Source organism: Bradyrhizobium sp. Kon56 (assembly GCF_055807635.1).
On record NZ_JBVVOU010000013.1, the window covers coordinates 149,611 to 165,076 of the forward strand.

Sequence of the window (15,466 nt, forward strand, 5' to 3'; positions counted from 1 at the left end):
GTAACGGCACGAATAGTAAATCGGGAAGGTGGTTGTTGGTTGCGAATGCGCCGGAAGCTTAATGCTTTGCCGCCGTGATCGGGCCCCAGGCACCGTCCTGCCGGTGTCACTCGCGGCGAGGTTGTCGAGCCCGTCAGGTACCGGTTGATCAGAATGGAGGCATGCGTCTTGTGCGGTGCACGCAAAACTCGAGGCTTTGACCTCGCGCCAGGATGCCCGATGATGGCGCTGCGATCCATGTCCAAGCCAAACGTCAGAAAGGAGTAAGACGATGAGGGTCTGGAAAACGGCAGTCGCCGGTTCGCTCGCCGCCGCGGTCATGGCGGGGGGGATTCAGCAGGCGGCGGCGGCTCCGCTGCCCACCAATGTCGCAACCATGAAGGCCGCCGTCGGCGACGATGTCACGCAGGTGCACTGGCGCGGCCGAGGTTTTGGATGGGGTCTCGGCGGCCTTGCCGCTGGCGCGATCATCGCAGGTGCCATCGCCAGCAGCGCGCCCTATGGCTATGGCTACTATGGCGGCGGGCCCTATTATGGCGGCTACGGATACCCGGGCTACGGCTATGGTTATGCGCCGGCCTATTACGGCTATGGTCCGGCCTATGCTTATCCGCGCTACTATCGGCCTTACCGCCCGTATTTCGGCCCTCGTTACGGCTACTACCGGCCGTATTACCGGCACTATCACCGCGCGTATTGGTGATCGATCAAACGGGCGGACCCGCTCGCCGCAGGGCGACGACGCTGAAGAGGTTTGAGGGCCGCTGAATGCAAGCGGCCCGATCGGCTTGCGCGCGCTGAACCCGGTGATGCGGCACGACGAGCCGGCCATGCCCGCCCACGACAATCCCGATGCAGATCGCGACGATGATCGCGATCTCGATGCACCATTCGAGCGGTCCCGAGCTCATGGCAGCGCGATGGCGTTGGCGAGATCGAACTCGGACAGGCCCGGGCCGCCGCACGCAAGGTAGATGGCGACGAGGAAGATGCGGCTGAGGACGGTGAGGCCCAATATGATCCTGATGTCGTAATGGCGAATGGCAAAAGCGAGAGGCGAGATCGCCAGATGTTTTAGAATGCTCATGGCCAACTCCTTGCCAAAATTCAAGCATCGACTGCCTGCCGACTGAAATGACAGCGTGATGAAAAGGCCGTCCGACGCCTTGCCGGCGTCTCTGAAATGGACAGGCCAATGCTAGTGCCGGCGCAGGGCGCAGGTCTTTATCGCGTCCTTACATTTGGCTGAGCTTTCCCTTAAGATGGGCGAGCATCCGGGGGTCTGAGCCGTGCGTAGAGACGCGCTTGCCTTTGGTGAATTCCGCCTCGACCGTGCCAACGCGCTGTTGTGGCGAGGCGGGGAGCGGATCGCGCTGGCGCCGAAGCCGTTCGAGGTTCTTTGCTATCTCGTCGGTCGGCCCGGTGAGCTCGTCACCAAGGAAGAGTTGCTCGACGCGGTCTGGTCCGATCTGCACGTCAGCGAGTCGAGCCTCGCCGTTGCCGTGAACGCGCTACGCTCGGTGCTCGGCGACGACAGGCAGTCCCCCAATTACATCGAGACGGTCACGCGGCGCGGCTATCGTTTCATTGCGCCGGTCGCGACCGCCGACTTGCCTGCGATCGAGCGGGCGCCCGAAGAAGAGACCGCTTCCGTCACGGAGCAGGTCGTCGATCGACGCCGGCACTGGAGAGTCGGGCGCACCGGGGCACTCGACACGCTGGAGAAGGCATTGCAACTCGCTCGCACCGGACAGCGTCAGGTCGTCTTCATCACCGGGGAGGCCGGGATCGGCAAGACCACCCTCTTGCAAATGACGCTCGACAGGATGAACCAGCAGGGACTGGGCGTGCTGCACTGTAGCTGCAACGAGTTGTTCGGCACCCATGAGGCCTTTCTTCCGCTGATCGGAGCGCTGAACGAGTGCTGCCGTCGCACCGATGGAGCATCGCTGCTGACGTCCATCCGCGAGCACGCGCCGACCTGGCTCGCGCAGATGCCCGGTTTCCTCGGCGAAGCAGAGCGGGCCACATTCCAGCATGAGGTCTTTGGCGCAACGCGGGAGCGCATGCTGCGCGAATTTTCCGATCTCATGGAACATCTCGCTGTCACGCGACCATGGGTGATCATCCTGGAAGATCTGCATTGGAGCGACTTTGCCACCGTGGATGTGCTCTCCCGGCTGGCGCGGCGGGATCGGAAGGCTTCTATCCTCGTGCTCGCCACCTACCGGCCGATGGAAGTCGCCGTCGGCGGACATCCTATCCGTGCTGTTCACCAGGACTTGCGGATTCACGGACACGCCACCGAGCTCGCGCTCGATCGACTCACCGGCACCGACGTCGAACGCTATCTGTCCCTGCGCTTCAGCTCGGCCGATTTCGCCAGAGAGCTGGTCGAGCGCATCTTCGCGCGAACCGGCGGGCATCCTCTGTTCGTGTCGTCTCTGCTCGATCATCTCGTGGCGCAAGGCGCGCTCGTCGAGCACGAATTGGGCTGGCGGCTGGTCAGCGAAGACGCGGCCTCGCATGACAGCATGCCGCGCGATCTGGAAGGAATGATCAAGCAGCAGATCGATCACCTCACCGTGGACGAGCGCTGCCTGCTCGAGGTCGCCAGTGCGGCGGGAGCGGAGTTTTCCGCGCTCCATATCGCCGGTGCGCTGGACCGTCCCGTGCTGGATGTCGAGCAGATGTGCGAGGACCTGGCACGGACCGATCGCATCATCGTCGGGGCCGGCATGACCGAGTGGCCGAACGGAAGCGTCTCCGGTCGGTATGCGTTCCAGCACGCGCTTTACCAGGAGATCCTCTACCAGCGGCTCGCACCAGCGCGCTGCGCGAAAACCCATGCGCTGCTTGGGGCGGGGCTCGAGCAGGGCTATGGGCCGCAGGCTGCGGAGATCGCCGCCGTTGTCGCGCGCCATTTCGAACTGGGCCGTGATTTCCCGAAAGCGATGCATTATCTGGGCGCGGCGGCCGAGGGCTCGGCGCGAAGGTTCAGCACGCGCGAGGCCGCCAATTACCTGTCCCGCGCCTTGGAGCTGGTGCCGCATCTGCCGCCGGAATTTCGGGTGACGACACGTCTGAAGTTGCTGCTTCAGCGCGCCTGGGCCTGGCGGGCCAGTGGAGATTTCCTGAATTCCCTGCAGGATCTCAGCGCTATCGTGGCGCACGCGGCGGAGAACGGGCACGTGCGCGAAGAGGTGAACGCGCTGGTCGATCTCAGCAGATTCTGTCTTTACGTCGATCGGCGCCAGAGCCTGCCTGTTGCGGAACAGGCCCTTATCAAAAGCAGGGCGATCGACGACGCCGCATTCAGCGCTCTGGTCCAGGGCAACGTTGCCAATCTGAAGCTGATGCTCCGCGGCTGGGATCGCGAGAATGCGGACCTAGCCGAGCGTGCGTCAGCACTGATCACCGGAGAGCAGGATCTGAGCATGCGGCTGCGACGCTGCTCGATGGAGATGGTGCTGGAGTTTCTGCGCGCGAATTATCCGGCCTGCTGCGATGCGACGACCAGGGGAAAGGAGCTCGCCCGCCTGGTCGGTGACGTCTATCTGTTCGTGCTTTATGAATCAGTCGAGGCGTTTGCCCAGATTTATCTCGGCGAATGGGGCCAGGCGCAACGAAACCTCGTCTCCGCGTTGGCTATCTCGGAACGGAATGCAAATCCGCAGGCCGTCGCGCTGTGTCATCTCGCGATCGGATGGCTGTACTCCGAGGCGGAGGAATATGGCAGCGCGTCACGGCGTGCGGAGGATGCGCTCGGCCCGATGATCGAGGCCAATCCGTTCACGTTCTTCGTTGGCAGAAACCTGCTGGCGCGAGCTTATGTCAGGATGGGCGACCTCGCTCGGGCGCGGCAGCATCTCGATGCGATGGAGCGGCGAATGGAGGTCGACCGGGTGCCGATGGAGTCGCTGGTCATCCCCCATTATCTGCTGACTTGCTGCGACTATTGGATCGCGATCGGCGATCTGGACCGTGCCCAGGGCTCGGCCAGCCAGTTTCACGAGGTGACGAGCGCGGCACCTGACCGGCCGTTTCTCGCGCTGTGCTACGAGGCCATGGCGAGAATTGCGATGCTGAAGCACGATGCGCAACTCGCCGGCGGGCATTTGTCGGCGGCCATGTCGATCCTCCGCCATGCCAGGTTGCCGCATGCCACCTGGCGCGTTTACCGCACGACCGCGGTGCTCTATGGCAGCCTCGGACAAGCGCAAAGGGCTGCCAAGTGGCGGGGCCGCTCCAGCCAGGTGATCGCATCGCTGGCAGAGACGCTTGATCCCAATGATCCGCTGCGCTCGGCATCCTTTTTCGACGCAGGCCGGGACACCGGGCCCGATATTGCGGGACGGTGATCGGCTCAATCCGGCAGGTCCGCGATCTCTCGCGGTTCGCCGGGCCGTTGCTTGACCTTGAATTGATTTTGCTGCTGCCGCAGCGTGCGGGAGGCACGGTAGGCATCCCTGCGCAATCGCATGATCGAGCCGAGCGGCTGATGCGCGGCGAGACATCGCCATGGATCGAACGAAAGCACCTCGTCGGAATAGACGCGACGCGCGGGGCTGTCGGCGGTCTGGCGCGGAAGCGTGATCTTGCCGAGTGCTTGCGGCGGCGCGACGTCTTCAGGCCAGTCGATCGAGGCATCTTCGATCGGTGTTCGCTCCAGGTCGGTGCAGAGCTGGGCGAATAATTCGTACTCGGCCGCATTCTCCTTGAAGAAGGCAACGACGCTGTTCAGCACGGCATCATCGGCATCGTGGCAGGGTCGGCCGGTGAGTTGGCGAACCGACGCCGACATCGGCACCAGGCGAAGCCTTGCGATATAATCGCCAAACCGCAATGCTCCCTCCGTGTGAAAGGTTTCTCCGAGGATGTTGCTGCCGGCATCACCGAGCGCTTTCAAGACGATCGGGATCGGAATGCCTGTTCTGTCCGATGCGGCGACCAGGACGCGCGCCAAAAAGCCTATGGGTCCGTACGCCAGATCAGGCAGGAACAGGGTGTGCTCGACCTTGTGCTGTGCGCGCATATAGGCCATCGCATCCGCGAAATAGCTGGGGTGATTGACGAGCAGGAGATCCTGGTTCGTCGAATCGTCGTCGCCGAGCGCCTTAGCCCCCGTCACGCCCAAAACCTTGACGGCAAACCCTCGCGGCGAACGGACACGATCGCTCCTGTTGAATGCGGTGGAGAGGCGGACGATGATCGGGAAGTGGCCAGCCTGCTTGAACAGGCCTTGGCGCAGATGATCCGGCAAATTGTCGTAGACGATCAGTTCGCCCCGGAGATAGCCGGCGCCCTTGGCGTGCTGCTGCCGGGTCCCATGCTTGTCTTTGCGAAAAGTGCGATCACTCGTTCGCGAAATCGAAGCAACGATCTCCTCGACCGCCGCCGCTTCCTCCGGCAGGATGTGTTCGACGGACGGATCGTAACGAAGATACTGATCGGCTGACATGGCGCTGATCTCCAGCCCGAAGGTCGCCTTCCCATTGCAAGCGTCGACGGCCGCAGGGCGGATCACTGTAAGCCCGTCCAGTCGGGATCGGCAACCCGAGAGCGAGTTGTGATTGCCTGGACAAGCCGCGGGATGAGGCATCCTGTTACCGACGCGATCACACGGTCGATGCTAGGCCAGCGGCGTCTCGTAAGTCCTTATGGGCTCCTTATGTTGTCCTGATTTTTTCCTTAAGGCCGGGCCGGCGAGCGGGGTCCTGGCTGGCGTCTAAAGCGACAGCCACACGATCAGGCTCATGCAGGCCAAATGCGCGAGTAAGATCGCGGCGAGATGCAGCGGGCCAGCGTTGAGACGGAGCCCGCGCATCCCGCCGCCTCCGCCTAGTTCGATCCCGCGGCCGCAGCGGTGAAGCTGCGGTCGACGGCTTTGCTGACGTCGAGCTTCTTCGGCAGGATGCCGTAGCGCGTCGAGCGGTCGGAGGCTTCCTGCACCTCCTTCACGACGTTCTCGTCGATCGGAATCGGGCTGGTGCGCTGCGCGGTGTAGGCCGAGAGCAGCACATCCTCCGGCAGCTTGGTCAACTCGGCCGTGCTCTTGGCGTACTCGCCGAGATGATCCAGCGACCACAGCCGCGCCTTGTTCAGCCGCTGCACGAGGTCCTGCACCGCTGCGCGCTTGGTGGCGATGGCGTTGTCGGAAGCGACGATGAAGGTGATGGTCGGCGTCAGGCCCTCGCCATTGGCGATGACGCGGGCCTTGTCCTTGAGCGTCGCGAACGAGACGTAGGGCTCCCACACCGCCCAGGCGTCGATCGAGCCCGCAACCAGCGCGATCTTGGCGTCGACCGGGCCGAGCGGCGCGAAGGTCGCGTCCTCCAGCCTGATCTGCGCCTTCTCCAGCGTGGCGTCGATCAGAAACTGGCCCCAGCCGCCGCGCGTGCCGGCGAGGCGTTTTCCCTTGAGGTCGGCGGCCGATTTGATCGGGGAATCCTGGCGCACGAGGATGGCTTGTGTCTTGGCATCCGACCTTGTGCCGCCGATCGCCTTGATCGGCGCGCCGGCCGCGTAGACGGAAAGGAACGAAAGGTCGCCGGTATAGCCGACGTCGAGCGCGCCGGCGTTGAGCGCCTCCAGGATTGGAGCTGCCGCGGGGAATTCCGACCACTCGATCTTGTAAGGCAGATCCTTCGCGTAGCCCGAGATCTCGAGCAGCGAACGATTGCCGCCCTTCTGGTCGCCGACCCGCAGCACGACGGCATCGGCTGCGAACGACGCCGCGGCCGTCGACAGGGTGATGGCGGCGGCAAGCAGCGATGCAGCGAGCCGGCGCGCGATGGAATGATCGAGGGAGTTGATGCTCATGTGGCCTGTCTTGTTGCTTTGCCCACGACGCGTGAGCGAACGATGCAGCGAGACGATCAAGTCTATGGCCGCATGATGCGCGGTCAATGAAATGGCTAACCGTATTGCGCGCGCGATCGGCAAGGACGTTTCAGCGAGGCGCCGATTTCGAGAACGTGCGGTATGCGCCACTGATGCTGCGCAAAAATGAAGCAGGAGAGGGAGTAGCCCCGTGCTCCGTCAATCGATCCATCGGCGGAAATCCTTTCGTCGTCCTCGCACGCACCGGTGGAGAGAATGACTTCGCTTCGTGCCACATTCGAAATTCCATTTCATTGACGATACGGCGAACGCGCCGCATGATTTGCGCATCGCATCAAGGCACCGAGCAGGCGCCGGCGAAAAGATTTTCTCTCGACGCAGGTCCGCACGGAACAGGCGCAACGCAAGCTGTTGTGCCGATGGCGGAGCCGTGCCAGCGCAGGAGTGGAGACGGATGAACGACGACGACAAGCGCGACGGATCGAGGCTCGACCGGCGCCATTTGCTCCAGGCGGGATTAGCTGCGGCATTCGCTGCGCCGCTCGGTGCCTTCGGTGCGGCACAGGCCTTTGCGCCGCGGACAATCGCGCCCGGCGTCGATCTCTCGGAGTTTCCGCTGTGCCGGACTGCGTCGGATGTGCCCGCGCTCACCGGCGCGCCGCGCAAGCTCAAGCTATCCTGGAACGCGGGCGCGGTCTGTCTCGCCCCGGTGCCGGTCGCCATCGAGCACGGCTTGTTCCAGAAGCATAATCTCGACATCGAGCTCATCAATTATTCCGGTTCGACCGACCAGCTGCTCGAGGCCATCGCAACCGGCAAGAGCGATGCCGGTCTCGGCATGGCGCTGCGCTGGCTAAAGCCGCTGGAGCAGGGCTTTGACGTCAAGATTGCCGCCGGCACCCACGGTGGCTGCATGCGGGTCCTGACCCGCGCCGATTCCAGCGTGAGCAAGCTTGCCGATCTCAAGGGCAAGATCGTCGCGGTCGGTGATCTCGGCGGCCCAGACAAGAATTTCTTCTCCATTCAGCTCGCCAAGCTCGGTATCGATCCGAACAAGGATGTCGACTGGCGCGCCTATCCCGGCAACCTTCTCAACGTCGCCGTCGAGAAGGGCGAGGTGCAGGCATTCCTGTCGTCCGACCCGCTGGGTTATCTCTGGCTCAAGGACAGCCAGTACAAGGAGGTCGCCTCCAATCTCGATGGCGAGTATCGCGACAAGAGCTGCTGCATCCTCGGCCTGCGCGGCAGCCTGGTGCGCGAGGAGCCGCTGGTCGCGCGCGCCCTGACGCAGGCGCTGCTTGATGCCGCGATGTTCACCGCGCAAAATCCGTCTGTGACGGCGAAATCGTTCCAGCCTTACGCGCCGAAGACGGCGTCGCTCACGGATATCGAGGGCATGGTGCGCTACCACACTCATCACCATCACCCCGTCGGCGAAGTGCTAAAGCGCGAGCTCAAGGCCTATGCCGACGATCTCAAGAGCGTGCAGGTGTTCAAGCAGAGCACCGATACGGCCAGATTCGCGGAGCGCATCTATGTCGACGTATTCGCTGTCTGACGGCCTTGCCTCCGGCGCGCCGCGCCTCTTGCGCGCACCCTGGCTGACGAGCTGGGTCCGGGACTCCGGTGCCGGCATTCTCGCCAGCGTGGCGTGGATTGCCTTCGGCCTGTCCTGCCTGTGGTGGGAGGACGTCGGCGACTGGTCGCGGACCCATTCGCTCGGCATTGCCGCGTTTGTCATCGCAGCGATCGCGTTGTTCGGGACGGTCGGTGCCGATTACCTCGGTTCGACGGGCCGGACCTTGCGCCAGCGCGCGCCGTGGCTCGTCGTGCTCGGCGTTGTCCTGACCCTGTGGGAAGTCGCGACGGCAAAATTCGCCTGGCTACCGTTGCCGTTCTTTCCGCCGCCGCAATCGATCATCGAGGTCTACACCGACGATCTGCCAAAACTGCTCGATAGCGTGTTCGCCTCGGTCAAGCTCCAGCTCGGCGGCTATCTGATCGGCGCGACGGTCGGCTTCCTGACCGGCGTCTCGATCGGCTGGTCGCGCGCGGTCGGCTATTGGGTGCATCCGGTGCTGCGCTTCATCGGCCCGTTGCCGGCGACCGCCTGGCTGCCGATCGCCTTCTTCACCTTTCCGTCGAGCTGGAGCGCATCGACCTTTCTGATCGCGCTGGCAACCGGCTTCCCGGTCACCGTGTTGACTTGGTCGGGTGTCGCGAGCGTGAGCAACGCATATTACGACGTCGCGCGGACGCTCGGGGCGAAGCCTTCCTTCCTGGTGCTGAAGGTCGCGATCCCCGCGGCCTTGCCGCACGTTTTCGTCGGCCTGTTCATGGGGCTCGGCTCGTCCTTTGCCGTGCTCGTCGTCGCCGAGATGATCGGCGTCAAGGCAGGGCTCGGCTGGTACCTGCAATGGGCGCAGGGCTGGGCCGCCTATGCCAACATGTATGCGGCGCTGATCGTGATGTCGTTGCTCTGCTCCGGCGCGATCACGCTGCTGTTTGCGATCCGCGATCGCCTGCTGGTTTGGCAAAAGGGGACCGTGAAATGGTAGCCGCAACCGCACTGGCTGACTTCGACGCTCACCCGGCGGCCGGTGCCGCGCTCGACATCGAGCAGGTCAGCCACGCCTTCGACATCGACGGCGCCGAGCTGCCGGTGCTCAGCGACGTCAGCATCTCCGTCGAGCCGGGCGAGTTCGTTGCGCTGCTCGGCCCCTCCGGCTGCGGCAAGTCGACCTTGCTGCGCCTGGTCGCAGGCCTCGACAAGCCCAGGTCCGGAACACTGCGCGAGGACGAGGCGCGCATCACGCGACCGCAACCGTCGCGCGTCGTCGTGTTCCAGGATCCGACCTTGTTTCCCTGGCGCACGGTGTGGGACAATGTCGCGCTGGGGCTGGAGGCGCAGGGCATCTTGAAGAGCCAGCGTCACCGCGTCGATGCCGCGCTCGATCTCGTGGGGCTATCGTCCTTCCGCAATGCCTATCCGCACCAGCTCTCGGGCGGCATGGCGCAGCGCGTCGCGCTGGCCCGTGCGCTGGTCAACGATCCCAAAATCCTCATCCTCGACGAGCCGCTCGGTAAGCTCGACTCGCTGACCCGCATCACCATGCAGGCCGAGCTGGTCTCGCTGTGGCAGCGCAAGGGCTTTACCACGCTGCTGGTGACGCATGACGCCGAGGAGGCGCTGGTGCTCGCCAACCGCGTCATCGTGTTCAGCGACCGCCCGGCGCGCGTGAAGGCCGACATTCGTGTCGATCGGCCCTATCCGCGCCATCGCGGCGATCCGTATCTCGCGGATTTGCGCCGCCAGATTCTTGGCCTACTGGGATTGGACGCCACATGGTGACTTCGATTGCCAAGGGGCGCGCGGCCCATCACGAGCCCGACTACATCGCACGTGCCGAGGCGCTGGCCGAGGCTTTCGCCGCGCGCGCGGCCGAGCACGATCGCACCGGCAGCTTCCCCTTCGAAAACTTTCGCGAGCTCTCCGAGGCGGGCCTGCTGTCGCTGACAGTGCCCGCCGTCCATGGCGGGGGCGGGGCGGGCGCACGATACGCCGCCCGCGTCCTCGGCATCATCGGCAAGGCCGATCCGTCGACCGCACTGGTGCTGTCGATGCACTACATCAACCATCTGGTGATGGCACGGAGCCCGACCTGGCCGGTGCGGCTGTCGCGCAAGCTCGCGCGCGAGAGCGTCGAAAGCCTTGCGCTCGTCAACGCGCTCCGCGTCGAGCCCGAACTGGGCTCGCCTGCGCGCGGCGGCCTGCCCGCGACCATTGCACGTCGGACCGAGACCGGCTGGCGGCTCTCGGGGCACAAGATCTATTCGACGGGATCGCCGATCCTGAAATGGTATCTGGTCTGGGCGCGGACGGACGAAGCCGAGCCGCGCGTCGGACAGTTCCTGGTGCCGGCGGGCCTGCCAGGCACGCGCATCGTCGAGACATGGGATCATCACGGCCTGCGGGCCAGCGGCAGCCACGACGTCATCTTCGAGGACGTCGTGATACCTCTCGATGCCGAGATCGATGTGCGCAAGCCGGCCGACTGGCGCGCACCTGATGTCGCGCAGGCGACCGTCCACACGATCTTCGTCGCCGCGATCTATGACGGCGTTGCGCGGGCTGCACGCGACTGGCTGGTCGCGTTCCTGAAGCAGCGGGTACCGGCCAGCCTGGGCGCGCCACTTGCGACCTTGCCGCGGGCGCAGGAGATCATTGGCGGGATCGAGACGCGGCTCATCGTCAATGCGCGGCTGATCGCATCCTTCGCCGGTGATTTCGATGACGGTGCCGAGCTTTCCGCGGCCGAGTCCAACGTCATCAAGCTGACCGTGACCAACAACGCCGTCGCCGCGGTCGAGGATGCCTTGTCGCTGACCGGCAATCACGGGCTGTCCCGCGCCAATCCGCTGGAGCGGCACTATCGCGACGTCCTGTGCGGTCGCGTGCACACGCCGCAGGACGATTCCACGCGCACCGGCCTCGGCCGTGCCGCATTGGGCCTCTAGCCTGCCGCCAAACATTCAGGGAGAACATCATGTCGGTCGAGTTCATCGGCTTTATCGCCAACAGCAATGCTTCCGAGACCATCGTGCGCCAGGGTCCGGTGCTCGATCCCGCCTATATCGAGACGGTGGCGAAGGCGCATGAGCTCGCGGGTTTCGATCGCGCGCTGCTGGCGTTCCATTCGACCACGCCGGATGCGCTCCAGGTCGCCCAGCATGTGCTGATCATCACCAAATCGTTGAAAGTGATGATTGCGCAGCGGCCGGGCTTTACCGCGCCGACGCTGCTCGCGCGGCAGCTTGCGACGCTTGACCAACTCTATGGAGGCCGCGTCTCGCTCCACGTCATCACCGGTGGCAATGCAGCCGAGCTCAGGCAGGACGGCAATACGCTCGACGACAAGGACGAGCGTTACGCCCGCACCAGCGAGTTTCTCGACGTGGTGAAGCTGGAATGGACCAGCGAGAAGCCGTTCAACTACAGCGGCAAGTATTACAACGTCGAGAACGGCTTTTCGCAGGTGAAGCCGCTGCAGAAGGCCGGCATCTACACCTTCGTCGGTGGTGGCTCTGACGCTGCGATCGACGTCGCAGGCAAGCATGCCGACACCTTTGCGCTGTGGGGTGAATCCTATGCGCAGGTGCGCGACGTCACCTCGCGGGTTCACAATGCGGCCGTCAGGCAGGGCCGTCGGACGCCGCGCTTCAGCCTCTCGGTGCGGCCGATCATCGCTCCGACCGAGAAGCAGGCCTGGGAAAAGGCGGACGAGATTCTTGCGCGCGCCACCGCGTTCCAGGACAAGACCGGCTATCGCAAGCCCGCCGACGGCCATGCCACCGCCGGTGCGCGGCGCCTGCTCTCGCTCGCCGACCAGGGCAGCCGCATCGACACGCGGCTGTGGACCGAGATCGCAAAGCTTACCGGCGCCAACAGCAACACCACCGCGCTGGTCGGCACGCCCGAGCAGGTCGCCGAGGTCTTCGGCGACTATTACGACCTCGGCGTCAGCCATTTCCTGATCCGCGGCTTCGATCCGCTTCCCGATGCCATCGAGTATGGCCGCGAGCTGATCCCGCTGACGCGCGAGCTGATCGCCAAGCGCCAGGCTGTTCGCGGCGAGGCGGCGGAATGATCCGTCTCATGCTGGCCGACGCGATAATGTTCGGCTGGTCGCGGACGAGCAGAGCGAAATCGACCTCTACCTTCACTGGGGTCTGATCAAGCAGAAGCTCGAGGCGGCCGAGATCGCTACTGCGCAGAGCCGGGACCCATGCCGCACAGATGCTCCCGGTGAGATAGGCCCCGGCTCAGCAGCGTACCACTGCGTGATGCGCTGCGTCCGGGGCACGAGATCTCAAAAGGCTCTCAAGCATCCGTGAAGCGGGCAGAGCGCATTCCAACCCGGCCGGATTTCGCGATGCGTTTGTTCTGCGTTTCATGTCAGCGACAGCACTCGCATTGCTATTTGCACCAACTCCCTTGCAGCACGCCCGGTGTCCTCAAAAATCATCCAGACGACCACATCGGGAGACCGGCAATGGGCCTGCAAGAAACAAAAATCGAATCGCTTCCCTTCGTCACCGCTGAACTCAATTACCTCGCGCCGGTTTCGGGCAAGCCGCGCACTTACGCCTTCGATCCACCGCCTGGCGAGCCCAAAAGCACGTCATTGCCGGAGCCGCATCAGGTACCGATCTTCGATGCCCGGCTGATCGCACAAAACATCTCGCTCGACCGCGAAGGCTTTGCGCTGGTGCGGCATCCACATCAGGTGAAGGACTTCTCTAATGAGGAGGAAATCAAGGCGGTCTACTATCCCGCCGTCGAGGCCTTCCTGCGCGCAACGCTGAAAGCCGACCGCGTCGTCATCTTCGACCATACCGTGCGCAGGCGCGTTGAGGGTGCCGCGGACATCCGCGACGGTGGCCCGCGTCAGCCGGCAACGCGCGTCCACGTCGACCAGACCGTCGTCTCAGGCGCCAACCGCGTGCGTGAACATCTGCCCGACGAGGCCGAAGAGTTGCTGAAGGGCCGCGTCCAGGTGATCAATCTGTGGCGGCCGATCCGCGGTCCCTTGCGAGATTCGCCGCTGGCGATGGCCGACGGCACGACGGTGGCGCCCGACGACCTCGTTGCCTCGGATCTGATCTATCCCAACCGTCGCGGCGAAACCTATTCGGTGAAATACAATCCGAACCATCGCTGGTTCTATTTCCCCGAGATGACACCGGACGAGGCGCTGTTGCTGAAGTGCTACGATTCCGCGACCGACGGCCGCACCCGCTTCGGGCCGCACACCGCGTTCGTCGATCCGACCACGCCGGCCGATGCCGCGCCGCGCGAGAGCATCGAAGTCCGCACACTGGTGTTTCACAAACAGTAACAAACTGTGATGGCACTGCCGGGCGCGGCCCGGCAGTGGCTCAGGAACCCGCGGGAACCGCCAAACGTTTGCGCCGGGGGCAGGCCAACCCGGAGGGGTGCCGTGCGAGCGCAGACCACGTTATTTTCTTGCCTTGCTACTTTTTCGCTTTCTGCAGTTTCCTTTGCTCAGGCCGAAAGCGGGCTTGCCTCCTATTACGGATACGGAAAAGCCGGGAAAGGCGAGCTGACCTGCGCGCACCGGACGCGCCCGTTCGGAAGCGTGCTGAGGGTGTCCTACGGCAGCCGCTCGATTCAGTGCCGCGTCAACGATCGCGGCCCCTTCATCCGCGGCCGCATCGTCGATCTCTCGGTACCGGCTGCCAAGGCGCTGGGCATGATGAGCGCCGGCGTGGTGCGGGTCTCGGTGGAATAGGTCCGCCGGCGCGCTATAGTGCTGCCTAAAGCATGGGTCGGGGGGCGCTATGGCCAGGATCAGGGTGGGACTCGTCGGCTGCGGCTTCGTGTCGGAGCTGCATATGTATGCGTTCCGGCGAGTCTACGGCGTGGATGTCGAGGTCGCGGCGGTCGCTGCGCGCGGCGACCACGTCGTCGAATTCGCCGGCCGCCACCAGATCCAACGGGTCTATCGCGGCTTCGCCGAGCTGATCGCAGATCGCGAGCTCGATGTCATCGACATCTGCACGCCGCCCAATCTTCATGCGGGGATGATCGTCGCCGCCATGCAGGTCGGCAAGCACGTGATCTGCGAAAAGCCGTTCGCCGGCTATTTCGGCCGCGACGGCGACCGGCAGCCGATCGGCAAGCATGTGCCGAAGGCGCTGATGTATGAGCGCGTGCTGGAAGAGATGGACGCCACGCGTGCCGCGATCGAGCGCACCGGAAAGCTCTTCATGTATGCCGAGGACTGGATCTACGCGCCGGCCGTGACCAAGACCGCGGAGATTCTGAGAGCGACCAAGGACAAAATCCTGTTCATGAAGGGCGAGGAGAGCCATTCCGGCTCGCATGCGGCCCATGCCGCGCAATGGGCGATGACCGGGGGCGGCTCGCTGATCCGGATGGGCTGCCATCCGCTCTCGGCGGTGCTGTATCTCAAGCAGGTCGAGGCCAAGGCGCGCGGTGAAACCATCCGCGTCGCCAGCGTCAGCGGCGATGTCGGCAATGTCACGGCCGTCCTCAAGCCGGAGGAGCGCACCTACATCAAGTCCAATCCTGTCGACGTCGAGGATTGGGGCACGCTGACCGCGACGTTTTCGGACGGCACCAAGGCCACCGTGTTCTCCGGCGACATGATCATGGGCGGCGTGCGCAATCTGATCGAGACCTACACGTCAGGCGGCTCGCTGTTCGCCAACATCACGCCGAATGATCATCTGATGAGCTACCAGACCTCCGAGGAGAAACTCGCCTCCGTCTACATCACCGAGAAGGTCGACCGCAAAACCGGCTGGCAATATGTCTGCCTCGAAGAGGAGTGGACGCGCGGCTATCTCCAGGAGATCCAGGACTTCATGGAATGCGCCGCGACGGGACGGCAGCCGCTGTCGGACCTCGCGCTGGCGTACGAGACAATCAAGGTGAACTACGCGGGATACTGGGCGGCGGAGGAGGGACGAAGGGTGGTGATGTAGGGCGTGATGAACTCACTGAGCTAGCCGCAGGCACGGTGCCAATCCTTCTCCCCTTGCGGAAGAAGGTGGCATAGGCGGCCTTCGGCCGCCG

General features: G+C 64.2%; 13 protein-coding genes. 10 read left to right on the forward strand and 3 right to left on the reverse strand.

Annotated features, from left to right (window positions below; all coding sequences use genetic code 11):
• The first annotated feature begins 271 nt into the window (after window positions 1–271).
• Window positions 272–703 (forward strand): hypothetical protein, encoded by a 432-nt coding sequence (locus AC0L3B_RS21700; protein ID WP_018457473.1) that lies wholly within the window; start codon window positions 272–274, stop codon window positions 701–703.
• A 204-nt stretch (window positions 704–907) separates the two neighbouring features.
• Here AC0L3B_RS21700 and AC0L3B_RS21705 read toward each other — a convergent pair whose 3' ends face one another.
• Complete coding sequence (locus AC0L3B_RS21705; protein ID WP_247456541.1) at window positions 908–1,087, reverse strand: hypothetical protein; 180 nt, start codon at window positions 1,085–1,087, stop codon at window positions 908–910.
• Between the two features lie 202 nt (window positions 1,088–1,289).
• Between AC0L3B_RS21705 and AC0L3B_RS21710 the strand changes: the two genes are divergently transcribed.
• Complete coding sequence (locus AC0L3B_RS21710; protein ID WP_473381009.1) at window positions 1,290–4,361, forward strand: ATP-binding protein; 3,072 nt, start codon at window positions 1,290–1,292, stop codon at window positions 4,359–4,361.
• Between the two features lie 5 nt (window positions 4,362–4,366).
• Here the strand turns inward: AC0L3B_RS21710 and AC0L3B_RS21715 are convergent, their stop codons facing one another.
• Window positions 4,367–5,461 (reverse strand): catalase family protein, encoded by a 1,095-nt coding sequence (locus tag AC0L3B_RS21715; protein ID WP_085350307.1) that lies wholly within the window; start codon window positions 5,459–5,461, stop codon window positions 4,367–4,369.
• 380 nt (window positions 5,462–5,841) lie between these two features.
• Window positions 5,842–6,822: an ABC transporter substrate-binding protein gene (locus AC0L3B_RS21720; protein WP_377829577.1), complete on the reverse strand. Its 981-nt coding sequence runs from the start codon at window positions 6,820–6,822 to the stop codon at window positions 5,842–5,844.
• Between the two features lie 475 nt (window positions 6,823–7,297).
• Between AC0L3B_RS21720 and AC0L3B_RS21725 the strand changes: the two genes are divergently transcribed.
• The 8 genes from AC0L3B_RS21725 to AC0L3B_RS21760 all read left to right on the forward strand — a co-directional run bounded on the left by AC0L3B_RS21725 (window position 7,298) and on the right by AC0L3B_RS21760 (window position 15,375).
• Entirely contained in the window at window positions 7,298–8,401 is a 1,104-nt protein-coding gene (locus AC0L3B_RS21725) for an ABC transporter substrate-binding protein (protein WP_085360713.1), read from the forward strand.
• Window positions 8,379–9,401, forward strand: a complete 1,023-nt coding sequence (locus AC0L3B_RS21730; protein ID WP_247475453.1) for an ABC transporter permease — start codon at window positions 8,379–8,381, stop codon at window positions 9,399–9,401. Before AC0L3B_RS21725 ends, AC0L3B_RS21730 begins: the two co-directional genes overlap by 23 nt.
• The gene (locus tag AC0L3B_RS21735; RefSeq protein ID WP_473381010.1) at window positions 9,395–10,195 is read left to right on the forward strand and encodes an ABC transporter ATP-binding protein; all 801 of its coding nucleotides are present in this window, start codon (window positions 9,395–9,397) and stop codon (window positions 10,193–10,195) included. Before AC0L3B_RS21730 ends, AC0L3B_RS21735 begins: the two co-directional genes overlap by 7 nt.
• Entirely contained in the window at window positions 10,189–11,361 is a 1,173-nt protein-coding gene (locus AC0L3B_RS21740; protein WP_473381011.1) for an acyl-CoA dehydrogenase family protein, read from the forward strand. The genes AC0L3B_RS21735 and AC0L3B_RS21740 overlap by 7 nt, the downstream gene beginning before the upstream one ends.
• Before the next feature lie 29 nt (window positions 11,362–11,390).
• Complete coding sequence (locus AC0L3B_RS21745; RefSeq protein WP_473381012.1) at window positions 11,391–12,491, forward strand: LLM class flavin-dependent oxidoreductase; 1,101 nt, start codon at window positions 11,391–11,393, stop codon at window positions 12,489–12,491.
• Between the two features lie 405 nt (window positions 12,492–12,896).
• Window positions 12,897–13,742: a CmcJ/NvfI family oxidoreductase gene (locus AC0L3B_RS21750; protein WP_473381013.1), complete on the forward strand. Its 846-nt coding sequence runs from the start codon at window positions 12,897–12,899 to the stop codon at window positions 13,740–13,742.
• Between the two features lie 102 nt (window positions 13,743–13,844).
• Window positions 13,845–14,156: a septal ring lytic transglycosylase RlpA family protein gene (locus AC0L3B_RS21755; protein WP_007601095.1), complete on the forward strand. Its 312-nt coding sequence runs from the start codon at window positions 13,845–13,847 to the stop codon at window positions 14,154–14,156.
• Window positions 14,157–14,205: 49 nt separating this feature from the next.
• Complete coding sequence (locus AC0L3B_RS21760; RefSeq protein WP_473381014.1) at window positions 14,206–15,375, forward strand: Gfo/Idh/MocA family protein; 1,170 nt, start codon at window positions 14,206–14,208, stop codon at window positions 15,373–15,375.
• Window positions 15,376–15,466 lie beyond the last annotated feature (91 nt).